Origin of the sequence: Cohnella hongkongensis, assembly GCF_042654645.1 — a bacterium.
Lineage (GTDB): Bacteria > Bacillota > Bacilli > Paenibacillales > Paenibacillaceae > Cohnella > Cohnella hongkongensis.
In genome coordinates, this window is the sequence record NZ_JBHSEP010000001.1 from 173,511 (window position 1) to 195,907 (window position 22,397).

26 protein-coding genes and 1 other annotated feature are annotated in these 22,397 nt (G+C 57.5%); of the genes, 2 read left to right on the top strand and 24 right to left on the bottom strand.

Translation table 11 applies throughout. The features are described from left to right. Positions 1-126: 126 nt before the first annotated feature. From tyrS to ACFO3S_RS00785, 8 genes are all read right to left on the bottom strand, one after another. Positions 127-1,404 carry a tyrosine--tRNA ligase gene (gene tyrS / locus ACFO3S_RS00750; protein ID WP_378091204.1) on the bottom strand — a complete coding sequence of 426 codons (1,278 nt, stop codon included), beginning with the start codon at positions 1,402-1,404 and terminating at the stop codon, positions 127-129. Positions 1,405-1,482: 78 nt separating this feature from the next. Beyond that, positions 1,483-1,716 (bottom strand) — a binding site (T-box leader). Positions 1,717-1,880: 164 nt separating this feature from the next. Further along, positions 1,881-2,837, bottom strand: a complete 957-nt coding sequence (locus ACFO3S_RS00755; RefSeq protein ID WP_378091206.1) for an ABC transporter ATP-binding protein — start codon at positions 2,835-2,837, stop codon at positions 1,881-1,883. Further along, complete coding sequence (locus tag ACFO3S_RS00760; RefSeq protein WP_378091208.1) at positions 2,834-3,871, bottom strand: ABC transporter ATP-binding protein; 1,038 nt, start codon at positions 3,869-3,871, stop codon at positions 2,834-2,836. Before ACFO3S_RS00760 ends, ACFO3S_RS00755 begins: the two co-directional genes overlap by 4 nt. A gap of 35 nt (positions 3,872-3,906) precedes the next feature. After that, a complete protein-coding gene (locus ACFO3S_RS00765; protein ID WP_378091210.1) occupies positions 3,907-4,845 on the bottom strand; it encodes an ABC transporter permease in 939 nt (312 codons plus the stop codon). 3 nt (positions 4,846-4,848) lie between these two features. Beyond that, on the bottom strand, positions 4,849-5,784 hold the full coding sequence (locus ACFO3S_RS00770) for an ABC transporter permease (RefSeq protein ID WP_378091212.1): 936 nt from the start codon (positions 5,782-5,784) through the stop codon (positions 4,849-4,851). 113 nt (positions 5,785-5,897) lie between these two features. Beyond that, on the bottom strand, positions 5,898-7,565 hold the full coding sequence (locus ACFO3S_RS00775) for a peptide ABC transporter substrate-binding protein (protein WP_378091214.1): 1,668 nt from the start codon (positions 7,563-7,565) through the stop codon (positions 5,898-5,900). Between the two features lie 279 nt (positions 7,566-7,844). Then, the gene (locus tag ACFO3S_RS00780; protein WP_378091216.1) at positions 7,845-8,093 is read right to left on the bottom strand and encodes a hypothetical protein; all 249 of its coding nucleotides are present in this window, start codon (positions 8,091-8,093) and stop codon (positions 7,845-7,847) included. Positions 8,094-8,106: 13 nt separating this feature from the next. Next, a complete protein-coding gene (locus ACFO3S_RS00785; protein WP_378091218.1) occupies positions 8,107-8,742 on the bottom strand; it encodes a class I SAM-dependent methyltransferase in 636 nt (211 codons plus the stop codon). Between the two features lie 167 nt (positions 8,743-8,909). Here ACFO3S_RS00785 and ACFO3S_RS00790 point away from each other — a divergent pair, with 167 nt between their 5' ends. Further along, complete coding sequence (locus ACFO3S_RS00790; protein ID WP_378091220.1) at positions 8,910-10,895, top strand: LTA synthase family protein; 1,986 nt, start codon at positions 8,910-8,912, stop codon at positions 10,893-10,895. 70 nt (positions 10,896-10,965) lie between these two features. Here ACFO3S_RS00790 and ACFO3S_RS00795 read toward each other — a convergent pair whose 3' ends face one another. From ACFO3S_RS00795 to ACFO3S_RS00845, 11 genes are all read right to left on the bottom strand, one after another. After that, positions 10,966-11,220: a YuzB family protein gene (locus tag ACFO3S_RS00795; protein WP_378091222.1), complete on the bottom strand. Its 255-nt coding sequence runs from the start codon at positions 11,218-11,220 to the stop codon at positions 10,966-10,968. Beyond that, a complete protein-coding gene (locus ACFO3S_RS00800; protein ID WP_378091224.1) occupies positions 11,207-11,509 on the bottom strand; it encodes an iron-sulfur cluster assembly accessory protein in 303 nt (100 codons plus the stop codon). Before ACFO3S_RS00800 ends, ACFO3S_RS00795 begins: the two co-directional genes overlap by 14 nt. Before the next feature lie 119 nt (positions 11,510-11,628). After that, positions 11,629-12,288, bottom strand: a complete 660-nt coding sequence (locus tag ACFO3S_RS00805) for a cupin domain-containing protein (RefSeq protein ID WP_378091226.1) — start codon at positions 12,286-12,288, stop codon at positions 11,629-11,631. A 68-nt stretch (positions 12,289-12,356) separates the two neighbouring features. Further along, positions 12,357-12,587, bottom strand: coding sequence for a hypothetical protein (locus ACFO3S_RS00810; RefSeq protein WP_378091228.1), 231 nt, complete (start codon positions 12,585-12,587; stop codon positions 12,357-12,359). A gap of 36 nt (positions 12,588-12,623) precedes the next feature. Further along, the gene (locus ACFO3S_RS00815; protein ID WP_378091230.1) at positions 12,624-13,556 is read right to left on the bottom strand and encodes a M14 family metallopeptidase; all 933 of its coding nucleotides are present in this window, start codon (positions 13,554-13,556) and stop codon (positions 12,624-12,626) included. A 111-nt stretch (positions 13,557-13,667) separates the two neighbouring features. Beyond that, positions 13,668-14,483, bottom strand: a complete 816-nt coding sequence (racE, locus tag ACFO3S_RS00820; RefSeq protein WP_378091232.1) for a glutamate racemase — start codon at positions 14,481-14,483, stop codon at positions 13,668-13,670. A 132-nt stretch (positions 14,484-14,615) separates the two neighbouring features. Then, positions 14,616-14,921: a YtxH domain-containing protein gene (locus ACFO3S_RS00825; RefSeq protein ID WP_378091234.1), complete on the bottom strand. Its 306-nt coding sequence runs from the start codon at positions 14,919-14,921 to the stop codon at positions 14,616-14,618. A 6-nt stretch (positions 14,922-14,927) separates the two neighbouring features. Further along, complete coding sequence (locus tag ACFO3S_RS00830) at positions 14,928-15,419, bottom strand: hypothetical protein (protein WP_378091236.1); 492 nt, start codon at positions 15,417-15,419, stop codon at positions 14,928-14,930. Positions 15,420-15,662: 243 nt separating this feature from the next. Then, positions 15,663-16,085, bottom strand: coding sequence for a DUF86 domain-containing protein (locus ACFO3S_RS00835; protein WP_378091238.1), 423 nt, complete (start codon positions 16,083-16,085; stop codon positions 15,663-15,665). A gap of 16 nt (positions 16,086-16,101) precedes the next feature. Continuing rightward, positions 16,102-16,257: a hypothetical protein gene (locus ACFO3S_RS00840; RefSeq protein WP_378091240.1), complete on the bottom strand. Its 156-nt coding sequence runs from the start codon at positions 16,255-16,257 to the stop codon at positions 16,102-16,104. Beyond that, on the bottom strand, positions 16,247-16,534 hold the full coding sequence (locus tag ACFO3S_RS00845) for a Dabb family protein (protein ID WP_378091242.1): 288 nt from the start codon (positions 16,532-16,534) through the stop codon (positions 16,247-16,249). The genes ACFO3S_RS00840 and ACFO3S_RS00845 overlap by 11 nt, the downstream gene beginning before the upstream one ends. An 84-nt stretch (positions 16,535-16,618) precedes the next feature. On the opposite strand from ACFO3S_RS00845, the gene ACFO3S_RS00850 reads away from it, so the two are divergent. Next, entirely contained in the window at positions 16,619-16,876 is a 258-nt protein-coding gene (locus ACFO3S_RS00850; RefSeq protein ID WP_378091244.1) for a hypothetical protein, read from the top strand. Positions 16,877-16,945: 69 nt separating this feature from the next. On the opposite strand, the gene ACFO3S_RS00855 is transcribed toward ACFO3S_RS00850, so the two are convergent. The 5 genes from ACFO3S_RS00855 to ACFO3S_RS00875 all read right to left on the bottom strand — a co-directional run bounded on the left by ACFO3S_RS00855 (position 16,946) and on the right by ACFO3S_RS00875 (position 22,397). Continuing rightward, complete coding sequence (locus ACFO3S_RS00855) at positions 16,946-17,320, bottom strand: cupredoxin domain-containing protein (RefSeq protein WP_378091246.1); 375 nt, start codon at positions 17,318-17,320, stop codon at positions 16,946-16,948. A 144-nt stretch (positions 17,321-17,464) separates the two neighbouring features. Next, positions 17,465-18,889 (bottom strand): NAD-dependent malic enzyme, encoded by a 1,425-nt coding sequence (locus tag ACFO3S_RS00860; RefSeq protein WP_378091248.1) that lies wholly within the window; start codon positions 18,887-18,889, stop codon positions 17,465-17,467. Between the two features lie 270 nt (positions 18,890-19,159). Further along, a complete protein-coding gene (locus tag ACFO3S_RS00865; RefSeq protein ID WP_378091250.1) occupies positions 19,160-19,579 on the bottom strand; it encodes a phage holin family protein in 420 nt (139 codons plus the stop codon). A gap of 347 nt (positions 19,580-19,926) precedes the next feature. Beyond that, positions 19,927-21,345, bottom strand: coding sequence for an ABC transporter substrate-binding protein (locus ACFO3S_RS00870; RefSeq protein WP_378091252.1), 1,419 nt, complete (start codon positions 21,343-21,345; stop codon positions 19,927-19,929). Between the two features lie 179 nt (positions 21,346-21,524). Next, positions 21,525-22,397 (bottom strand): carbohydrate ABC transporter permease, encoded by an 873-nt coding sequence (locus ACFO3S_RS00875; protein ID WP_378091254.1) that lies wholly within the window; start codon positions 22,395-22,397, stop codon positions 21,525-21,527.

A 22,397-nucleotide genomic window follows, 5' to 3' on the forward strand; every position in this document is an offset into this window, starting at 1 on the left:
CCTGAATATACCACCAAGGGAATATTCCTGTAAAGGAATATTTTTGCGCTTGCGACTTAAAGGGACGAATAACGCATCAAGCCGGGAGCGATCTCGCGGATCGACTCCCGGCTTCGTTCGGTTCGGTCAAGAAAGCTCGAATTTGACGAGGAAGTAGTTTTTCTTCCCTCTGCGGATAACGGCGTACTTCCCGTGCAGGAGATGCTCCTTCGTCAGGACGAACTCGAGCGACTGCTCCCTCCGTCCGTTCAGATAGACGGCGCCCTTCTCGATGTCCTCGCGCGCCTGGCGCTTCGAAGGCGCTGCTTTCGTCTCGATCAGCAGCTCGACCAGCGGCGACTCCTGCCGATCGCGCACGACCGTCGTCGGCATATCCTGCAGCGCCTCGACGAGCTCCGCCTCGCTCAGCTGGGTTACGTCGCCGGAGAACAGCGCCTGCGTGATGTTCTCCGCGCTGACGACAGCTTCTTCGCCGTGAACGAGCCGCGTCACTTCCCGGGCCAGCTCACGCTGGGCAACTCGCTTCTCCGGACGCTCGGCCAGCTCCCGCTCGAGCTCGGCAATCCGTTCGGGGGGCAGGAAGGTAAAGTACTTCAGAAACTTGACGACATCGTTGTCGTCCGTATTGATCCAGAACTGATAGAAGGCGTACACGGACGTTTTGTTCCGGTCAAGCCAGACGGCGCCCGATTCGGACTTGCCGAACTTCTTCCCGTCGCTCTTCGTGACGAGAGGCAGCGTCATGCCGAACGCCTCTCCCCCGCCCATTTTGCCGATCAGATCGAGCCCTGCCGTAATGTTGCCCCATTGATCGCTTCCGCCGACCTGCAGAGAGCAGCCGTGGTCGGTCAGCAGCTTGTAGAAGTCGTACGATTGCAAAATCATGTAGCTGAACTCGGTGAAGGAAATGCCGTTCGCCAGACGCGAGTCCACCGAGTCCTTCGCCAGCATGTAGTTGACGGTGAAGTTCTTGCCGATGTCGCGCAGGAACGTAATCAGATCGAGCGACCCCAGCCAGTCATAGTTGCTGACGAGCTTCGCCGGATTGTCGCCCTCGAATTCGAGAAAGCGGGACAGTTGATTTTTTAATCGTTCCGTCCAGAGCGCGACCGTATCGGCCGTGTTGAGGGAACGCTCCGTCGAGCGTCCGCTCGGATCGCCGATCATTCCGGTGCCGCCGCCGACCAGCGCGATCGGCCTGTGGCCGGCCTTCTGAAAGTGGCGCAAAATGAGAATCGGCAGCAGATGGCCGATGTGGAGGCTGTCTGCCGTCGGATCGAAGCCGCAGTACAGCACGATCGGCTCCTTCTTCAGCTTCTCCTGCAAGCCGTCGCGGTTCGTCGACTGGTAGATCAAGCCTCTGTACTCGAGGTTTTCCAGCAGCTGGGGGTCCAGATGAGTCATTCCTTGTCTCTCCTTTTAATATGGATTCAATTCGGCTGAGCGGGCGGCCAATCAAAAAAAGACCCGTCCTGTCCTGAAGACAGGGACGAGTCATCGCGGTACCACCCTATTTGAGCCGCGCCGGAAGGACGCCTGCTCCGCTCTTGCCCGATAACGGCCGGCATTCCGTCTTGTCCTTCCGCGCCCCGCGCGGGTTCGGAACAAGAAGCTCCGGGACGTAATTCGCCATTCGCCCGCGTACCGGCTTGCATCGACCGCCGGCTTTCTGGAACGCGGAATTCGAACGCTACTGCTTCCCTTCGTCGCTTTCATCGTATGGCTTCGTTTGAATCACTTTATCCTAACCGGCAGCCGATGTCAAGCGTCCGCGAACGGCGGTCTCCGGCCGTCGCCGGACGTTCTCATGAAGAGAGTCAGCCCGCCTTGAAAACGCGCTTCCGGGCTCCGCTGCCGCTCGGCGGCAGACCTCCCGCTGCTCACGCATAATGACAAGCCGCGAAATGATTCGGACGCGCCTCGCGGAACTCGGGAACCTCCGCCGCGCATTTCTCCGTTGCCAGAGGACAGCGGGTGCGGAACGGACAGCCGCTCGGCGGATCGACCGGGCTAGGCAGATCGCCCTTCAGCACGATGCGCTCCTTGCTCTCCTCCACGTCCGGGTCGGGAACCGGGATCGCCGACAGCAGCGCCCTCGTGTACGGGTGCTGCGGATTGGCGTACAGATCCTCGCTGCGCGCGAGCTCGACGATTTTGCCCAAGTACATGACGGCGACGCGATCGCTCATATACTTGACCATCGACAAATCGTGCGCAATGAACAGATAGGTCAGCCCCATCTTCTTCTGCAGCTCGATCAGCAGGTTGATGATCTGCGCCTGGATCGAGACGTCGAGCGCGGAGATCGGCTCGTCGCAGATCATGAACTGCGGATTAACCGCAAGCGCTCGGGTAATTCCGATTCGCTGCCGCTGACCGCCGGAAAATTCGTGCGGATAACGCGACGCATGCTCGGCGTTCAGGCCGACCATCTCGAGCAGCTCCTCGACCCGGCGCTTTCTCTCGGCTCTGCTACCCGCCAAGCCGTGAATGTCGAGCGCTTCGCCGATAATGTCCAGAATAGTCATTCTCGGATTTAGAGAAGCGTAAGGATCCTGGAACACCATCTGCATTTTGCTGCGATAAGCTTTGAACTTGGATTTGGACAGCTTCGTAATATCCGTGCCTTCGATGGAGACGCTGCCGGAAGTCGGCTCGTACAAGCGAATGATCGTACGCCCCGCCGTCGACTTGCCGCAGCCGGATTCACCGACCAGCCCGAGCGTCTCCCCCTTTTGGATCGAGAAGCTGACGTCATTGACTGCCTTTAAGATACGATGATTGCCCAGGTCGAAATGCTTGCGCAAGCCTTCGATCTCGATGAATGCCTTGCTCATACGCTAGCCTCCTTGCCGCCGGCCGAACCCGATTGCTTCGCATACGGATGCTGCAGCCAGCACCGGACCGACTGTGTGCCGCTGACCTCCGTATAATCGGGAACTTCCGTCTCGCAGATGCGCATCGCCTCGCCGCAGCGGCTGCAGAAGCCGCAGCCCTGGGGAGGCTGGATCAGATCCGGAGGAGTGCCGAAGATCGGAATTAGCGGCTCGTCCTTCGCCTGGTCCAGGCGAGGCAAAGATCTGAGCAGCCCTTTCGTATACGGGTGCTGCGGATTATGGAAGATTTCTCTCTTCGTCCCCGTCTCCACGACCTGGCCCGCATACATGACGATTACCCGGTCGCAAATATCCGCAACGATGCCCAAGTCGTGCGTGATCAAAATGATCGAGGTTTTCATTTTCTGCTGCAGCTCTCTCATCAGGCTCAGGATTTGCGCCTGGATTGTCACGTCGAGAGCGGTCGTCGGCTCGTCCGCGATAAGCAGGGAAGGATTGCATGCGAGCGCGATCGCAATGACGACCCGCTGGCGCATGCCTCCGGAAAACTGGTGGGGATACTGCTTAAGCCGCGTCTCCGGATTCGGGATGCCGACCATCCTCAGCAGCTCGACGACCCGCGATTTCGCCTCTTCCCGGCTCATCCTCTGATGCTGCAGCAGCCCTTCCATAATCTGCTTGCCGACCGTCATCGTCGGATTCAGCGACGTCATCGGGTCCTGGAAGATCATTCCGATCTTGTTGCCCCGCACCTTCTGCATTTCCTTCTCGGACAGCGCAAGCAAGTCTTGCCCGTCAAGCACGACCTGCCCCTGCTTGATTCGTCCGGGGGGCATTTGAATCAGGCGCATGATCGTTTGGGCGGTAACGCTTTTGCCCGAACCGGATTCTCCGACGATAGCGACCGCTTCCCCCTCCTTGACTTGGAAGCTGACGTCCCGGACGGCTTGCACTTCCCCGCCGTATACGTCGAACGAAACGCTCAAGTTTTGCACGTCCAACAATGCGCCGTTTGCGCTTGGCGTCGATTTCATGAAGGCCGCAACCTCCTTTCCGCGTATTGCGGTCGTTATTTTTTCAGCTTCGGATCGAATGCGTCGCGCATTCCGTCTCCGAAAATATTAAAGGCAAACATCGTCAAGCTCAGGAAAAATGCCGGAAAGAACAGCCGCCACGGATAGATCGTCATCGACTTGACGCCGTCGTTGATCATCGTCCCCCACGAAGCGACGGGCGACTGCACGCCGAGGCCGAGGAAGCTTAGGAACGCTTCCGTGAATATCGCGCTCGGAACGGTTAACGTCATCGTCACGAGAATCGGTCCCATCGCGTTCGGGATCAGGTGACGGAAAATGATGCGCATCGCGCCTGCGCCCAGCGCCTTGGACGCCAGCGCGTACTCCTGGCTTTTCAACTGCATCATCTGCCCGCGCACGATCCACGCCATGTTGATCCATCCGGTAATCGACATGGCCACGATAATCGTAGTCAAGCTCGGCTCCATGACGACGAGAAGCAGAATGACGACAAGCAGATAGGGAATCGCGTACAGCACCTCGGCGAACCGGTTCATGCCTTCGTCCAGCTTGCCGCCGTAGTACCCCATAATTCCTCCGTAGATGATGCCGATAACGAGATCGATCAGAGCGGCCGCAAAGCCGACGAACAGAGACACCTGCGCGCCCTTCCACGTTCTCGCGAACAGATCGCGCCCCAGATCGTCGGTGCCGAACCAGTGCTCGGCGCTCGGCGGCAGATTGGTTTTGCTCAGGTTGTTCGTGAAATGATCGTGCGGATAGAGAAGCGGCGCGAACACCGCGAGCAGGACGACGGCCGCCATAATCCAGAAGCCCGTCATCGCCAGCTTGTTGCCGTACAGCCTCATGCGAATGTCCTGCCAGGCGGTCAACCGCTTGCGCTCGATCCTCTCCGCTTCGCCGGAGTCGCGCCTAAGCGGCTGAAACTGTTCGAGCCGAATCGCTCCCGTCTTGGAATCTTTCTGCAGCAAGGTTTATTTCGCCACCTTTCCGCCTGACATTCTAATGCGCGGATCGACCAACACATAGGCGATATCCGACAGCAAACGGCTGACCATCAGAATCACGGCATAGAAAATCGTAATGCCCATAATGAGCGGGTAGTCCCGGTCGGAGACGCTTTGCACAAAAAACTTGCCGAGTCCGGGAATCGCGAATATTTTCTCGATGACGACCGAGCCGGTAATGACATTGGCCATCAGAAAGCCGAGGAACGTCACGACCGGCAGCATCGAGTTGCGAAGCGCATGACGCCACACGATCAGATGGCCGGCCAAGCCTTTGGCCTTCGCCGTCTTGATAAAGTCGGCGTTTAATACTTCTATCATGGTTGAACGAATCAACCTGGCGATAAAGGCGATAGAGGTGGAGGAAAGAGCGATCGTAGGCAGCACGTAATCCAGAGGCCCGTTTAATCCCGCCACCTCGAACGCCTTGATTTTCACAGCTAGGACGTATTGCAGAAGCGGCGCCAGCACCAGACTCGGGACGGACAAGCCGATAACGGCAATGATCATCGCGAGATTGTCGAGGAGCTTGCGGTGGTACATGGCCGCGAGAATGCCCAGCACGCATCCTGCCACTACGGAAGTGACCACGGATACTAAGCCGAGTTTAAGAGAATACTTGAACGAATCGGAAATGATTTTGTCCACCGCTTGAAACTTCTTCTTCATCGAGATGCCCAGGTCGCCCTGAACGAGATTTTTCAAATAGACGCCATACTGTACGATCAGCGGCTTATCCAAGCCGTAATACGCCTCCAGATTTTTCTGGATCGTTTCGCTTGTCGCTTTTTCGGATTGCAGAGGACTGCCCGGCACGGCGTTCATCAGAACGAACGTCGCCGTGACCAGGCAAAACAATGAGACCAGCATAAAAATGATTTTTTTCGCAATATAACGAATCAAGCTTTTTTCACCCGCCCGTTCTGCCTTTATGATGCAACCGAAAGGGTATATATAGCGTGCGTGCTATATATACCCTTTCGCGTCATGGATATTAGCGCGACATCACCGACGCTTTACTTCTTCTTGCCGAATGCCCAATCCAGGTGACCCGCATAATCGGAGACGACGTCCTCGAAGCCGTCCTTCTCCATCGTGACGGTCGTATAGTAGTAGATCGGCAGAACTGCCATATCGTCGGCGATCGCCGTTTTCTCCGCTTGGGCGATCCGCTCCAGACGAGTCTTCTCGTCCGGTGCCGCGATGGCGTCGTCGAGCGCTTGTCCGACGGCCATATTGTCGTACTTGCCGTCGTTGTTGCCCGATTTCGGGTGAATCAAGTCGTACGAGAAGTTGATCGCGTGGTTGAAGTCGGCTCCCCAGCCGGAGCGGGCGACGCCGAATTGTCCGGCTTTTCTCGACTCCAGGAAGGTGCCCCACTCTTGGTTGGACAGCTTCACTTCCACGCCGAGATTTTTGCGCCACATATCGACGATCGCCTCCGCAATCGCTTTATGGCCTTCGTTCGTATTGTACAGCAGCGTCGTTTCCGGGAACTTGTCGAGGCCGCCCTCCGCCAGACCTTCGGCCAGCAGCTTCTTCGCTTCCTCCAGATTCTCGGAGAAGTAGCCGTCGTCCGGATACATTTCGCGGAAGTTCTTGCCGTCCAGGCCGCCGATGCTCGGCGGGATCAGCGCGAAGGCCGGCGTCTGGTTCGCCTTCGTCACGTTGTCGATGATCGCTTGACGATCGATCGCCATCGCGAACGCTTTGCGCACCTTGACGTTGTCGAACGGCTTTTGCTTCGTGTTGAACAAATAGTAATAAGTGGACGCAATTTCCTTGATTTTGGCCTTGCCGTCCTCGACGAGCTGAGGGACGCGGTCGCTCGGCACCGAGCCGGCTTGCGCGCCGATCCAGTCGATCTTGTCCGTCTCGAACAGGTTAAATACGGTAGAGTCGTCCTCTACGAGGGAGATGGTGACCGTGTCGAAACCGACTTCGGCCGCATGATAGTAGTCCGGGTTTTTCGTCAAAACGAGCTTGTCGCCGTGGGCCCACTCTTTCAGCAGGAACGGTCCGTTCGAGACGATCGTATCGGCGTCTGCCGCCCATTCCGGCTTGCCTTCGACGGAAGCCGGGTGTACCGGCCAATACGTATAGTGCGCGATCAGGCTGTTGAAGTACGGCGTTGCGGAAGCAAGCTTCACTTCCAGCGTCGTTTCGTCGAGCGCCTTAACGCCGACTTCGTCTTCCGCCGCTTCCCCGGCGTTGAATTTCTCTCCGTTTTCCAGATAGAAGAGCATGTATGCGTATTCGGAACCCGTCTCCGGATTCAGCGCGCGCTTCCAGGAATACTCGAAGTCGCTCGCGGTGACCGGATCGCCGTTGCTCCATTTGGCGTCGTCGCGCAGCTTGAACGTATAGGTTTTGCCGTCCTCGGACACCGTCCATTCCTTGGCGATCGCCGGCTCCGGAACGCCTTCCGGGCTAAGACGGGTCAGACCGTCGTACAAGCCGGACGCCACAATCGAGGATTGGGCATCTTTCATCAGCGCGGGATCCAGGCTAGGCGGCTCGCTGGCAAGCGTAAAGCGGAACTCCTGCGGCTTCGCGTTCCCCTGGGACGCTCCGCTGCCGGAAGGAGAAGCCGAGTTGCTGCCGTTGTCGTTGCCGCAAGCGGCCAGAAGCGAGCCGGCGAGCGCAACTGCCATCGCAGTCGAGATCATTTTCTTGTAATTCATTCATTTGCCTCCCCGTTTATAAGAGTATGTTCTTCGAAACTTCCGTTATCTATTCACGAATTTATTCTATCTATGCAAATTTTTACCTAAATTCGTATAGAGAGTCCCCGATTCGCCCTTTGCCTGCTGCAGAGCGCTCGCTTCGTCCTTGCCCGGATGTTCTTGAACAAAAGTCATCTTACTATGAACATTTGTGTTCTGCAATGTGAATTTTTGGAATTGTAAATGAATCTACCTCATTGTGATATATATTCTTACTCATCAAGCGGAAAGCGCTTTCTATTTTTGGTTAAACATTAGATTTGCCGTATAAACATTCATCGGATCTGGTCTCGGCGCGAGCGAGGTGGATGTGAAGGTGAAAATCATTCGTTTTGGTACGGTTTTTTTAAATGTTGATTTTTCCACCGGCTCAGGATTTAGCAAATTTCTAATTATTTTTTTCATTTTGTCAAAAACGAGTTTGCACATATGTAAAAAAGCTCTGGAGCGGCATTCGCCGGCCGTTCCAGAGCTTGCGCTGTTCATACGCCCCCCCCCCTCAGCCCTTCACCCGGGCCAGAGCCAATCCGTCAAAAGCCGGAAGATGAACCCCTTGCAGGCGCGCGTCTCGCGCGATGGCCAGGTTGAACTGGCGGATGGCGCGAACCGACGGACCTTGCCTCGCGTCATCTATCGTTTTCCCTCTCAGCAGCGTATTGTCCGCCGCAATGATCGCGCCGTCGTTAGCCAGCTCGATGCAGGCTTCCAGGTACAGGGGATAGTTTTCCTTATCCGCGTCAATAAAGAAAAAGTCAAACTTCTCGCCTTCCTCCTTCAGCCTGTCCAGACTGGCCGATGCGTCTCCGACGCGGTACTCGACCCGGTCTCCGAGGCCCGCATCCCTCATGTTGGCCAGGGCCAGCTCGGCGTATTCCCGATGGATTTCGAGCGAGACCAGCTTGCCGTCCGCGCCCAGCCCGCGAGCCAGGCAGATTCCGCTATAGCCCCCCAGAGCGCCGATCTCCAGCGCCCTTTTGGCGCCCGACACCGTGACCAGCAGCGTAAGCAGCCTCCCGTAACCGGCAGCGACAGAGATGTCCCGCATTCCCGCTTCCCGCAGCCGTTTGCCGACCCGATCCAGATCCGCGTCGCTTTCATATAAGCCGTCAAAATAAGTTTCCGGCGTCCGCTCCATCGCTTCTCTACCTCCGTCCTGATCTTCCACGATCATTTTAGCACAAAGTTTGTAAATTCCCCCGCAGAAGAGTTATACTTTTTTTTGTTTCCTCTTTGTCATGTTAGAATTAACCCGATGTAAACGCGGACCGTCGTTCAAGACGGATACCGGAAAGGAAGTGAACGATGCTGCCCAAACTGCGCAACGCCGCGAGCCCGTGGATAAGCCGAAGCTTAAGCGCGCTGGCTTCGTGGCCGATCTGGGGAATGCTGCTGCTCGTCGCGTCTATGCTGTATAAATTAAACGAGCTGGACCATCAATTGAACGTCGGCGGAATGAATTACTGGAAATGGGCCGTCAATCTCGGAGCGATGCTTCTCGTCTCCTTCTGGACTCTGTTTCTGGGCGTCCGGGCGAGAGCGGTCGCCTTGGCCGTGCTGGATCTGGCGTTATCCGTCCTGCTGTTCGCCGATCTTATTTATTTTCGTTACTTCAAAGACTTCATCTCCGTTCCGGTGCTGCTTCAGGCCGGCCAGGTCGGAGAGCTGCAGGACAGCATTTGGAGTCTGATGCAGCCCGGCGACTGGATTTATTTCGCAGATCTTCCGATCGCCTTCGCGCTCGCCGGATGGACGTTGTGGAGGTCCGCCAAGCGCTCGCCCGCCGCGCCTCTTCGGAAGGCTTCGCGGCGCGGGCTCGGCTTTCTGTGGCGCAGGCTGCTTCCGGCCGCTCTCGCCTTCTCTCTCGGCTGGGCGTTGATCTACTATCCCGTCGTCGAACAGAAGAACGGCTGGGCGCGCGGCTTGTTCGTGGGCAACTGGTGGAATATCCCGATCTACAACGTCACGGGGCTGCTCGGGTTTCACGGCTACGATACCTATCGCTACGCGAAGGAGCATTGGTTCGGGGCCAAGCTGTCGGAGGAGCAAATTCTGGAGGCCAAAACCTGGTTCGAGGAACGGCAGCAGCTGCAGAAGCAGATGGAGTCCGAGCCTCTGTTCGGGCAATACGGGGGCAAGAACGTCCTGATCGTCCAGGCCGAAGCGTTCCATACGTTCGTCATCGGACAATCGATCGGAGGCGAGGAAATTACCCCTCATCTGAACCGCCTGATGGACCGAAGCCTTTATTTTCCGAACTTCTATCATCAGACGGCGCAAGGCCGAACTTCCGACGCCGACTTCCTGACGAGCTGCTCGATGCATCCGCTGCCGACCGGCTCCGTATTTATCCGCTTTGCCGGCAACGACTACGATTGCGCTCCGGGCATCCTTCAGGAACGCGGCTACGATACGACCGTCCATCATCCTTATGACGGAAGCTTCTGGAACCGGAACAATATGTATCACAACATGAATTACGACCAGTTCTATACGATTAAAGACTATCTGATCGACGAGCCGATCGGCTGGTCGCTCGGCGACATCTCGTTCTTCCGCCAGACGATCGAGCAATTGAAGGAGCGCAACCGTTCGCCGTTCTACGCTCTGACGATTACGCTCACCAGCCACCATCCTTACAAGATTCCTTACGTCAACCAGGAATTGAACGTAGGGGAGCTGAGCGGCACGATCATGGGGGACTACCTTCAGGCGGCCCGCTACGTGGATACGGCGGTCGGAAAGCTCGTGCAGGAATTGCAGGACGAAGGGCTGTGGGACGACACTATTTTCATGTTCTACGGAGATCACGACAACTCCATCTACGATTGGAGCTTGTACGAGAAGCTGTTCGACCGACCTGTCTCCGAGCTGGAGAAGGATCGGATCGTGCGCCAGGTGCCTTTCCTGATCCACCTGCCTAACGACGAGCATGCCGGCGTCATCGAGAAGGCCGTCGGACAGATCGATACGCTGCCCACCGTGATGCACCTTCTCGGCATCCCGATTGAAGGCCGATACTTAATGGGGGTCAGCATGCTCTCCGAAGCGAGGAAGCCTGTCGTATTCCGCAACGGCGGCTTTACCGACGGCAGCGTCTACTTCGTGCCGAGCGCCGACGGGCTGATCGAGAACGGCCGGTGCTACTCCCTGGAGGGCGGCGAAGCGGCGGAAACCGACTCTGCGGCATGCGCCGCAGGAGCCGAAGCCGCAAATCGGGACTTGAGCGTATCCGACAGAACGATCGAGAACGACCTGATCCCGGCATTCCGGGAGGACGACTCGCATTAAAATCGACAAGGCCATTCGGCGATCCTCTTCCGATCGTCGCCGAATGGCCTTGTCGCATTTCCGGTTTCCGCTAATGTTTGACGTACTTGCTCGCCTTCTCGACCGCTTCGTCTTCCGACGGGGCCGTCACGTACCGGCCGTTGACGAATACGAAGGCGTAACGCGCGCAAGGCCCGCAATAAGATTTGCACGCCACCTTGATCTCGGCTCCCGGGGCCATCTTCTGAAGCTTGGGCAGCATCGACTTGACGCGAATGTGCTTGCACTTGTCGCAGATCCGGATGTCGTTCCGGGACGCGACGGCCTGCGAATCAGTGGTCTCCATGGTTCCCTTTGCTCGGATTCGTAATGACGAACCCTTCCTGAGGAAAATAAAGATAGTCGATCTTCACGCCGTCGAGAAATTCTTCGCCCTTCTTCAGAATGACATCGATGCCTTTATCCGTCGCTACGACTTCGTCTTCGCCGGTCGGCTTGGCCAGATCCATGCCGTAATGGGCATGATCGCCGTGGCTGTGCGTAACGAAAACTTTAAGCTTCAGTTCGGCGTTCTCGGGCTTGTCCAGCTCCTGGCGCAGCACCTTCGCCGCATTTCGGGTAATTTTACAGTTCATCGTCTTCCACTCCCGTCAGGTTCTCCGTTCTATTGTAAAGAGTTTACTGTAGGAATACAAGAGAGACGGCCCGCTGCGGGTGAGCCGTCTCGGTCGCGCTTCGTCCGCCGCTCCTGCAGTTAACCGTACACTTGGGGGGCGTACGGCGGATGGGGAGAATAGGAAAATGCCGGTTGGCCGGCCGGCAAGCCCTGCGACGGATGCGGCCCGACTGCGGCGGAGGGAGCTTCCGACCGCTTCCCTTTCTTGCAATCCTTCGACGGCCCGATATACGTCGTCGCTTGCAGCGGCGCCAGCGCGGCCTTCACCTGGGCTTCGTCCAGACAGTACGTGTGCGCCCATACGCTCGGGGGCGTCAAGCGCAAAATATCGGAGCCGAAGATCGCTTCCGGAATCGGCGCGTCGAAGATCGCCAGCAGATGCGTGCGGTCTTCGGTAGCGATCTCATAGTGCCACCAGCCCTGCGGAACGTTCACGACCTGGCCCGGCCGGATCGGAATATTCATCAGCCGGAGCGAGAAAGGATTGACGATCGACACGACGGCCGCCCCCGAAATGCAGTAGATGAGCTCCGATGCGTTCTGGTGGATGTGCGGTTCGATGACGTTGCCTGCGCTCAGGAAAATATCCAGCAAGGAGCTGTTGCCGAGCGTATTCAAATCCTGGATCGACAAGCGATGGATATAATTGCGGTCGTCCTTTTTGAAGAACACGTCGTTCTTCAGCTCGAAGGAGAATTGGGCGTTCGGAGAACTGTAATCCATATACGAAATAGCCAATACGGTCACGCCTCTCTGTAGCAGGTTTGAATTCTACAGAGAGTATATGCGTCCGCCTATCGTCGGGTTCATAACCCGTACTTGCGCTCCATCAGCCGCGCATAGGCTGCGGCCGCGACTGCGGTGAACGCCGCGTCGTCGATCGGCAGCATCGGCATGAAATCCGGCAGGATCCAGTACAGAGCGACCGGTACGACGAAGATCAGCTTGTCCTTTAACGCCACTCTGTTCGAGCTTAGAATTCGCCATACCCGTCCGGGGATGCGCATCCATAACGCGAGTCCGCGCTTGCGAGACATGAGGGAAGCTCCTTTCCTGAGAGCCGCAGTTTTCTCTCATTGTACCCGATCGGCGCGCACGTCAGTCAAGCGCGGCGAACAATCGAGCGCTTCGGCCAGCAGCCTGGCGACATCGTCGTACAGCTCGTCGACCGAATCCGGCGGCAGCGGGTTGTGTCCCCACCCCGCCTCGACCGTAAATCCGGGCCGGCCGAACCTGGCAATAAACCAATCCTTGTAGCCGGCGTCGCTGCCCTCCAGATAGACGGCGCGATACCCTGACGCCTTCGCCATCCGGTCGGCCCATTCCCGGGACTCCCTCGGCTCCGAGCCGCGATAATTCCAATAAATCTCCTCTCCCTGCGTATGAAGCGCGAGCACCGCATCGAAGCTCTGCCGCTCGGTAAACGCCGCCAGAGCGGCCGCTTCCGGCTCGCTCAGCGGTCTCTCTCCGGAATAATCGCGGGGCGCCGGCCCGTCCATGGCGCGGCGCTTGCGCTCTTCCTCCCAGAATGCGGGGAACTGATCGTTCAGATCGACGCCCCTGGCGTTCGCTTTCCATCGATGAAACCGTCCGGAACCCCGGTTCCATCGCAGCAGCTCGCGGTAATGCGGATGCCCTTCCGTCAGCCCGCGCTGGACCAGCTCTACGCCGTCCGGATTCAGCATCGGCACGATCCAGAGACTGCACCGCTCGAACAGCTCCTTGGCCGACTTCCCCCAGAACGAGACGTCTCGCGCATAGCTGTCGGCATAATCCTCGGCGAATTTCATCAACAGCACCGAGGTGATCCATTCGTTCGCATGGCACGCGCCGTTGAAGTGCCACCGATAAGGCCCCGTCCCCAACCTGAAGAACGGGATCGGCCGGCCAAGCGCGCTGCTGCCGATCGATCCCGCGACGACAAAGGAATGCCTCCGCGTTAAAGCCTCCAGCTCCGCCTGCAGCCGATCCGGCCCGTAATCCGAATACGCCGGACTGTCCGCCATCACGATTCCTCCCTTTACTCGGCGATGGTAATCATGTATGCGGGCCGAACCCGACTTATGAATCGCCGGGACGCCGACAAGCCGTCCGTGCGATGCTCGATCCGGCGTCCGTCATCTGGAGCCGATCGGCGTAAACTGCCAGACGACAGAGGTTCGCCGGATTTGTTCGTCGAGCCATTCCTGGGCGATCTCTCTGAATTTCACGGGATCGCCGCTGCTGAAAAATTGGTGAGTCGGGATTTGGTCCGACGGGGCCAGCCCGTTGCTTGTGCCCAGCACCTCTTGAATCTCCCGCGCGGTTTCTTCCGCCGAATTGATCAGGACGACCTCCGGTCCCATCGCTTGGGAGATGCAGTCCGCCAGATAAGGGTAATGCGTGCAGCCGAGAATCAGGCAGTCTATTTTCGAGTTCCGAAGCGGGGCCAATTCCTCGGCGACGATGTCGAAGGCTCTCGAGGAACGGAAATCCCCTTCCTCCACCAAGGGCACGAACGAAGGACAGGCCCGGCTGACGATCTCCACCCGGGAAGACAGGCGCTTCAGCGCCGCCTCGTAAGCTCCGCTCTTAACCGTTCCCTCGGTGCCGATCACGCCTACGATGCCCGACCTCGTTCGTCTCACCGCCGCTCTCGCTCCCGGATTGATGACCCCGATCACCGGCAGCTCCACTCGTCGGCGGATATCCTCCAGCGCAGCCGCAGTTGCCGTATTGCAGGCGATGACGATCATCTTCGGCTCGTATTGAACGAGGTATTCGACGATCTCGCGCGTAAATGCTACGACCTCTTCCGCTGCTCTAGGTCCGTACGGAGTTCTGGCGGTGTCGCCGAAATACAAAATTTGCTCACTGGGAAGCTGCCGCATCACTTCCTTCACGACGGTCAGCCCCCCGACTCCGGAGTCAAGAACAGCGATCGGTTGCTGCACAGGAACACCGCTTTCTTCATGGGTGTATAGGTCGCTTTAGATTATTTTATGAGCACCCGGAACAAATGGTTCCCTCGGATACGGCAAAGAACCGCCCTGCGGGCGGCTCGGTTCGGACGGTTCTCCGACGCTCTATAACGCGGCCGTGCTTTCCTCATCTTTAACCGACGAGACTTCGGCTTGCGGCGCCTCCTGATTTTTGCGCGCGCGAATGTCCGTAATAAGACCCGACGTGCGCTTGGCCAGCGACTGTACGGCCGAACCGGCCTGACGGCTGATGTCGGCCGTCTTCTCGCCGACTTTATGGGCCGTCTCGGCAATGTCGCCGCGAAGCTCGCGGCCCGTTTTCGGCGCCAGCAGCAAAGCGGTCACCGCTCCCGATACGGCACCGGTCAACACGCCCCACATAAACGATTTGACAACCTTCTTCTCTGCCATTCTTGTTCACTCTCCCTCTGTTAGATCCGCATCCGCATCCGGGGTCTGACGGCCGACAGACGAAGACCGGACCGTGTCGGATCGTCCCTGCCACAGGGACCACAGCATCCGCCCGAGCTCGAACGGCTCCGGCTTCCCGGCGGACGGGCTCTCGCCGGATTCGGAGCGAAAAGGCGCGGACAGACAATCCCGATACAGCTCGGTCAGGCGCACCGTCGTCCGGGCGGCGGCATGAACGGCTTCTCCCATCGCTCGCGCCCCCTCCGCGAGCGTAACGAAGCCTTCCAGACCTTGCCGAGACAGGGCAAGCGTCTCTGCGGCCTCTTGCGCCAGACGGCCGCAGCGCCGCAAGGAAGCTTCCGCTTCTCTGCCGACGTTCGCCGCCGTCCATTCAAGCCGCCGCACCGATGTCGAGAATGAGACCAGCGCCCATACGACTGCCGCCGCTATGGCCACCGCCGCCGCCGCGATTCCATACCCGGCTACCTGCCACGCCATTGGCTTCCCCTCCGTCCACCGCTTTCCCGGGCGAATGCCCATGCGGTTAATACAATATAAGTAGCGGCAGCCCGTCTTGACACAGCGGACAAGCCAAAAAAATCGAGTCCGCAAGGGCACATCGGTTCACGCCGTCCCGGGGATCGGGATCGCGTTGATATAAGTTGACGTCGTGCGCTGAATCGCGAAAAAGCCCGTGCCGCAAATGCGACAGGGCTTTCCCCATAAAACGGATGTCAATCGTCAAAATAACTCTTTGTTCAAATACGCCTCCACCTGATCCGAGAAGCCCATCAGCACCCTCGGGAGCTCCGGGGTGAGCGGATGAAGCTTATGGCGCGGCCACTGGTCGTATTCCTGCACGAGCGTCTTGCGAAGCAGGACGAGACTGCGCAGCGGCTGGGCCACTTCCGGCGAAATGACGCCTTCCTCCGAGATGATATCGATAATATCCTCGTAGCTGCTGGCGTCTCTCATGATAAAGCCGTCGATCAGGGCATGTCCGACATCGGTCGCGACTTCCGCCGCTAGATGAAGCGCTCGCTCCTGGGCAAGACCTTCGATCAGTTGGCCCTTCCATGATACGGTCGCCGCGGACAGCGCTTGCGCCAGCTCCGGCAGACAGGCAAGCCGGCTGCGAATATAGGTCACGTTAACGTCGTACATCGGCCGGAACCCCCCGTTATTTCTTCTTGCTGCGGCCTCTGCGCTTTAGCCAGACGACCATAACCACCGCGCTGATCAGAATGAGGATCGTATACGTGGCCATCTGGTACACGTCGCCCATGTTGGACGGATCTTTCTCCGCGGCCAGCGTCAATAGGCGATCAGCTCTCATAGTCGACCGCAACCGAAGCTTCGCGAACGGCTGTCATATGCTCGATCACCTTCTGGTGCACCGGATGCACCTGATAGGCGTTCAGCGCTTCGAGCGAATCGAACTTCGTCACCAACGCAATGTCGTAAGAACGCTCCGAATGAAGCACGTCCTTGCCGACTTCCAGGTAACGAAGCTCCTCGATCTTCCCCTCCATGTCTCGCAGCACCTGAGCCGTGCGCTCGACGCTTTCCGGGCTGCGGTCTTTCAGCTTGAACAGAACGATATGCGTAATCATGGGATTTCCATTCCTTTCTTCTTATGACATGGAGCCGGCACGCGCATACTAGGTCATATCCAGCGAAAGGGGCATGCCTGCGATATGCGTTATCCCGCTACCGGAATATGCACGCTGATCGGACTTGCGCTTTGCCTTTTTAACGCAACCGGCTACGACCCTCATAATCTGTTCCTGATGATGTTCAGCGTCCCGATGTGGCTCGTCGAGCTGTTTACCGATCTGCACAGAGTCGACGTATGGCTGATGTACATTCTTACGGTGTTAAGCTGGGCGCTCATCGGGTACTTGATCGATCTCGGAATCGCTCGGACCCGCTCGAAAGGGAAAAGCCGAGCGTAACCTCCTTCGGCTCTCTGCGGAGATCTACCGGATCGCTGGAAAAAAGGAGCCTGACGGCTCCTTCTTTCTCTATTCGACAATCAGTTTGGAAATCATCGTGGCATGTCCTTGTCCGCACATAATGGAACAGTGCAGCTCATAAGTGCCGGGCGTATCGAAGGTGACATCCATCTCCGGAGTATCCTTGTCCAATTCGATTCCCAAGCCCACGAACTCGACGCCGTGCGTTCCGAGCGTGTTGGAGTATTTCACTTTGTAGTTGGTTCCGGCCTTCACTCTGTACTCCGCCTGGTCGAACTCGAAGTTCGTCGCTTTGATTCTGAGCAATTCTTGACCTTCGGCCAACGCTTCCTCTTTCGGTCTTTCCGGCAGCGCGGTCGCCAGCAAGTATACCCCCATTGCGCACGCGATCGTCACCAATGCGGACATTAACCATTTGTGCATTGTCTGCTCCCCTGCTTCCTACAAAATGTCTACCTCATATTCTACCTAATTTCCTCATTTGAACTCAAGCATTTGTCGAGCATCTTCCGTTAAAACTTTTGACAAATTCATGAACAAAAAGAGGAACGGGCAAGGAGCCCCGCGTTAGTCGAGATTGCGAAAATCGCTCGGCACCTTGCGGGCAATCCCTTCGTTAATCGCTTCCTGGACAACGGCCCGTCTAACGGCGGGGACGACTTTGTCGTTAAAGACGCTGGGAATGATGTACTCCTCGTTCAGCTCATCCGGCGTCACGATCGATGCGATCGCATGCGCGGCGGCCAGCTTCATCGACTCGCTGATCGTTCTGGCCCGCGCGTCCAGGGCGCCGCGAAAAATGCCCGGAAAGGCCAGCACGTTGTTGAGCTGGTTCGGATAGTCCGACCGACCGGTCGCGAACACTCTGACGCTCGATCCCGCTTCCTCCGGAGAGATTTCCGGATCGGGATTGGCCATCGCGAATACGATCGGATCGGAATTCATTTTGCGAATATCCTCGTTATGCAGCAGTCTCGGCCGGGACAAGCCGATAAATACGTCCGCTCCCGCGATCACCTCGGATAGCCGTCCCTTCTCGTTGTCCGGATTCGTCAGCCGGGCGAATTCGTTCCAGGCCTCGTTGCCGTAATGCTCGTCCCTGTGAATGGCGCCGTCCTTGTCGACGCCGACAAGACGAGTGACGCCCGCGGCCAACAGCATGCGCGAGCAGGCGACCCCTGCCGCTCCGATGCCGCATACGACCACTTTGATGTCGGCGATGTTTTTGCCCACGATTTTCAGCGCATTAACGAGCCCCGCGAGCAGGACGACGGCGGTCCCGTGCTGGTCGTCGTGGAAGACGGGAATGTCCAGTTCTTCCTTCAGCCTGCGTTCGATCTCGAAGCACCTCGGAGAGGAGATATCCTCGAGATTGATGCCGCCGAACGTCGGAGCCAGCGCCTTCACGATCGCGATGATCTCTTCCGTGTCCTTCGTATCCAGACAGATCGGGAAGGCGTCCACGCCGGCCAGCTCCTTGAACAGCATCGCTTTCCCTTCCATGACCGGCATGGCCGCATGCGGACCGATGTCGCCCAGTCCGAGAACGGCCGTCCCGTCGGAGACGACCGCTACCGTATTGCGCCGGATCGTCAGAGAGTGGGACTTGTTCACGTCGTCCCGGATCGCCATGCAGACGTTGGCGACCCCCGGAGTATAGACGCGGGACAGGTCGTCGCGGTTTTTGATCGGAACCTTCGAGCGAATCTGGATTTTCCCGCCGAGATGGAGCAGGAAGGTACGGTCGGAGACGTTAATCAGGCGAATTCCCTTCATCGCCCTGACGGCGTCCGACAGCGCCCCGATGACGGAAGGCTCCGCGACGCTTACGGTCAGATCGCGTATTTCCGTCCTCCGGCCGGGCTGAATGACGTCGATGGCGACGATATCTCCGCCCTGCCGGCCGATCAGAGACACGAGCTCCCCGAACGTCACCGCCTGCTTGTCCATCTCGACCCGCATAATTACGCTTGTGCCGCTTTCCAATCTCATCGCGAACCAGCCTCCTTCTTGTAAGAAAAGACCTTTGTTTCTAACAAAGTATACCCGGACTCTATTCCGTTATCCCGTTCTTTCCTTGACTCGGCGGCATGCCACTTCTCTATTATAAACGGGAACCCGCGCATGCCAAGCCGAAAAAAACCTCTTCGCGTCATCAGATTTCCCTTGCACGACTATCAATAGATCTTTTCAAAGATCGGAAAGCGGTGCCAGTTCCAGATGCCCGGCGCTGCCAGCAATAACCCCGGCGGCGGTCGGGACTCACGATTTCTTGTTCGAATCTTCGCCCTTCTCCCCGGCCCGGTTCCGCAGCACCGCCACGACGTTCCTTAACTTGTCCGGCAGCGGCAGCCCCATCCTTCCGTAGTTTTCAGTGATGGACAGCAGCTCGTTGGCGATATAGAAAAAGACGGCGCTGCCCATGATCAGATCCGCCCCCAGCAGGACGTCGATCCTGTGCGTGATCATGATGACAAGCAGAATAAGCCCCTTCTTCAGGAGACCCCAGAAGCCGATGCTGCTGTTAAGACCGCTCCCCTCCTTCACCGCTGCAGCTATCCCCGTCATGTAATCGATCGCCATCAGAATGATCAGCAGCGTCAGCGACTCGCTCCAATTGCCGAACGAGAAAGTCATCGCCGCACCGAGCAAAGCGCACGCCGTTCCCGCGTACAGTTGCATGAGTCGTCCCCCCTTAAGTTGAACTCTGCTTCAGCATATGAAGGAGTGGACAAGACGGGAACGGTGTTTTCCCCGAACAGGATCGAAGCAAGTCCGGATCCACGGGCAGCCGGCAGCCGACGACGGCGCGCGTGAACCGCCTATGGCCGCCGTCCGTATGGCTTCCGGGCATTCGCTTAAGCCCTCGTGACGCAAGCCAAAACGCCTTCGGCGTCCTCTAGACGCAGAATCGCGTTTTTTGCCGGAGGGGATTCAGATAAGGATAGTTTATTTTATACTTGCTGCATCACGAACAAAGGGCCAAACCCCCTCGCTCGCGCGATCGGTTCGACCCTCTTTCAGCTCTTTTACTGCACGGTTATCGAATCAAAGTACTTCTCCTGCATGTTCTTCGCCGCCGCATCGAGCAGCGCTTGAAGATCGGCGTCCTTCTTCGAGAAGACCTCCTGGATGACCGTCGTCATCTCGTTATAATACTCCTGCGTATTGTACTGCGCTTCCGGCTTGCCGTCCAGCAGCGCGTTCGACGCGGCGTCGTACTTGAAGACGTTGTCGTACTTGTCGAAAATGGCTTGAACCCGCTGACCGTACTCGGAATCGGAATTGTAGTAATCCATATGCGCCGGAACGAAGTACTTGTCTTCCTCCTGGAACATCTGGATGTTCTTCTCCAGAGATTCGAGGTACTCGTCGGAGAAATAGTCGAATGTGATATAGTTAAACGCCGCTTCCTGCTCCGCCTTGGACGCGTTCGGATTGATGACCAGATAGTCGCCCCCGAGTACGCCGGTATGCTTGCCGCCCTTCTCGGCCGCCGGCATCGGGTAGACGAGCACGTCATCGGGCGTGAAGCCGGCCTGCAGAGCCTGCTGGAGCGGACCTTCCGCGCCCGCGATTACCATGGCGGCGCGTCCTTGCGCGAATGCGGCCGTCGCGTCGCCCCAGCCGAGCGCCCAGTCTTGCGGAACGGCGTTCGCTTCCCAGCGGAGCTTCCGGTAAAATTCCAGCGCCTTCAAGCCCGCATCGGAATGAAAGGAGGCTTGCAGCTTGCCGTCGGCGATCGTCGTAATGTCGCCGCCCGCTTCGAACAGGAAGTTCGTCCAGTTCCAGCCGCCGTCTCCCCCCTTGGCCATCGGCGCGATGCCCGAGATGCCCTTGTCCGGATCGGCTGCCGCTTTGGCAACATTGTACATATCGTCCCAAGTCCAGTCGTACGGAGGAATCGGGATGCCTTTTTCCTCCAGCATCTTCTTGTTGATCATCGTCGTTACGACGTACCCTTTCTGCGTCACGCCATACACTTTGCCGTCGACGATGAACTGGTTCTGGAATACCGGATTAATCTGATCCTTGTTCGGATAGTTGTTCCACAGCTCGGTAATGTCGGCCGCCCAGCCTTTCTCCACCAGCATCTTCGCTTCGGTCGCGAACGTGTTGAAGAAAGTCGGCGCCTCGTTGGCGGCCATCTTGATGCCGATCTCGTCAACCGCGTACTGCCAATCGTCCGGAATGACCTCAACATTCGGATACTTGGCCTGGAACCGCTTGATTTTCTCGTCTTCGAGCTGCCGAAGCTCGACTTTATCCGCCGTCGGATAATAGATTTTGATCGTGACCTTCTCCGGAGGGGCCTCGCTCTGGGTCGGTGCCGGCGCGGTGGACGCGCCCGGAGAGGCTCCGCCCTCGTTGCCGCCGCTGCATGCCGCCAGCAGCGAGCCGAGCAGCGTCAAGCTCAGAAGCGCCGATAATACGTTCCTCTTTTTCATGGTAACTCCCCTTATCGACAGAATTTGAAGTACAGTTTCATCATAATGGAGACCGATTTCTCGCACGATGTGCATTCCTATTTCGTTCGTGTGCGTGTTTACGATGTTATGACGGTGTTCCAAAAGTCCGCTTTTGCCGCTGAAAACCGAACTTCCGGAACCTGCGCGTATAGCCGCCGCTATCCCTTCACGCCTCCGATCTGCAGACCGCCCATAATGTATCTCTGGAAAATCAGGAAAACAATCATCGGCGGAACGGCGGTCATGGCGAGAATCGCAAACTTTACGTTCAGCTTGAGCCCCCGGGCCGCGATCACTTTTTTGTAGATGGCCGTAGCCAGCGGATAGTTAGGATCCCCGTGCATAACAAGGGACGGCCAGAACCAGTCGTTCCATACCGCCGAGAACACGAAGATGGCCAGCGTCGAGAAGATCGGTACGGACAGCGGAAGCGCGATTGTCGTAAAGCTTCGCCAGTCGGACGCGCCGTCCATCCGCGCCGCTTCGAACATCTCGTGATGAAGGTTGTCGAAAAAGCTTTTCAGCAGCAGCAGGTTAAAGGCGCTCGCCCCGGCCGGCAGCCAGAAGGCGAAAAACGTATTCAGCAATCCCAGATCCTTCAGGTTGACGAAGTTCGGCACAATGTAGGTGGAAGGCGGGATGAACAAGGTCATCAGGAAAAAGAGGTAGATCCCTTTTCGATAAGGCAGATTCAGCCTGGACAGCGCGAAGGACGCAAGGCCGAGGACGAAGATCGTCACGACCATGTTGCCGGCGAAAATTTTGAACGTGTTGCCCATGAAATGCGGGATGTCCATGTACCGCCAGCCCTCAGTGAAGTTGTCCAGCTTCCACGATTCGGGAAGAAACTTCGGAGGGAACGAATTGACCTCCTGCGTCGTCTTGAACGAGTTCATGAACGTGACGGCGATCGGATAGATCATCGTGAACACCATCGTCGCGATGACGAGACATACGATCGCAAAAGCGAATTGATTGGACCTTTTTCTATAATCGTATCTGGACAGAATCGCGCGCTCGGCCGTCCTCAT

Bases quoted from the DNA above. Each gene is read 5' to 3' on its own strand.
- tyrS (WP_378091204.1), bottom strand. From the start codon at position 1,404: ATGACTCATCTGGACCCCCAGCTGCTGGAAAACCTCGAGTACAGAGGC.
- ACFO3S_RS00755 (WP_378091206.1), bottom strand. From the start codon at position 2,837: ATGAGCAAGGCATTCATCGAGATCGAAGGCTTGCGCAAGCATTTCGAC.
- ACFO3S_RS00760 (WP_378091208.1), bottom strand. From the start codon at position 3,871: ATGAAATCGACGCCAAGCGCAAACGGCGCATTGTTGGACGTGCAAAAC.
- ACFO3S_RS00775 (WP_378091214.1), bottom strand. From the start codon at position 7,565: ATGAATTACAAGAAAATGATCTCGACTGCGATGGCAGTTGCGCTCGCC.
- ACFO3S_RS00780 (WP_378091216.1), bottom strand. From the start codon at position 8,093: ATGAACAGCGCAAGCTCTGGAACGGCCGGCGAATGCCGCTCCAGAGCT.
- ACFO3S_RS00785 (WP_378091218.1), bottom strand. From the start codon at position 8,742: ATGGAGCGGACGCCGGAAACTTATTTTGACGGCTTATATGAAAGCGAC.
- ACFO3S_RS00790 (WP_378091220.1), top strand. From the start codon at position 8,910: ATGCTGCCCAAACTGCGCAACGCCGCGAGCCCGTGGATAAGCCGAAGC.
- ACFO3S_RS00795 (WP_378091222.1), bottom strand. From the start codon at position 11,220: ATGGAGACCACTGATTCGCAGGCCGTCGCGTCCCGGAACGACATCCGG.
- ACFO3S_RS00800 (WP_378091224.1), bottom strand. From the start codon at position 11,509: ATGAACTGTAAAATTACCCGAAATGCGGCGAAGGTGCTGCGCCAGGAG.
- ACFO3S_RS00810 (WP_378091228.1), bottom strand. From the start codon at position 12,587: ATGTCTCGCAAGCGCGGACTCGCGTTATGGATGCGCATCCCCGGACGG.
- ACFO3S_RS00815 (WP_378091230.1), bottom strand. From the start codon at position 13,556: ATGGCGGACAGTCCGGCGTATTCGGATTACGGGCCGGATCGGCTGCAG.
- ACFO3S_RS00825 (WP_378091234.1), bottom strand. From the start codon at position 14,921: ATGGCAGAGAAGAAGGTTGTCAAATCGTTTATGTGGGGCGTGTTGACC.
- ACFO3S_RS00830 (WP_378091236.1), bottom strand. From the start codon at position 15,419: ATGGCGTGGCAGGTAGCCGGGTATGGAATCGCGGCGGCGGCGGTGGCC.
- ACFO3S_RS00835 (WP_378091238.1), bottom strand. From the start codon at position 16,085: ATGTACGACGTTAACGTGACCTATATTCGCAGCCGGCTTGCCTGTCTG.
- ACFO3S_RS00840 (WP_378091240.1), bottom strand. From the start codon at position 16,257: ATGAGAGCTGATCGCCTATTGACGCTGGCCGCGGAGAAAGATCCGTCC.
- ACFO3S_RS00845 (WP_378091242.1), bottom strand. From the start codon at position 16,534: ATGATTACGCATATCGTTCTGTTCAAGCTGAAAGACCGCAGCCCGGAA.
- ACFO3S_RS00850 (WP_378091244.1), top strand. From the start codon at position 16,619: ATGCGTTATCCCGCTACCGGAATATGCACGCTGATCGGACTTGCGCTT.
- ACFO3S_RS00855 (WP_378091246.1), bottom strand. From the start codon at position 17,320: ATGCACAAATGGTTAATGTCCGCATTGGTGACGATCGCGTGCGCAATG.
- ACFO3S_RS00860 (WP_378091248.1), bottom strand. From the start codon at position 18,889: ATGAGATTGGAAAGCGGCACAAGCGTAATTATGCGGGTCGAGATGGAC.
- ACFO3S_RS00865 (WP_378091250.1), bottom strand. From the start codon at position 19,579: ATGCAACTGTACGCGGGAACGGCGTGCGCTTTGCTCGGTGCGGCGATG.
- ACFO3S_RS00870 (WP_378091252.1), bottom strand. From the start codon at position 21,345: ATGAAAAAGAGGAACGTATTATCGGCGCTTCTGAGCTTGACGCTGCTC.
- ACFO3S_RS00875 (WP_378091254.1), bottom strand. From the start codon at position 22,397: ATGAGGACGGCCGAGCGCGCGATTCTGTCCAGATACGATTATAGAAAA.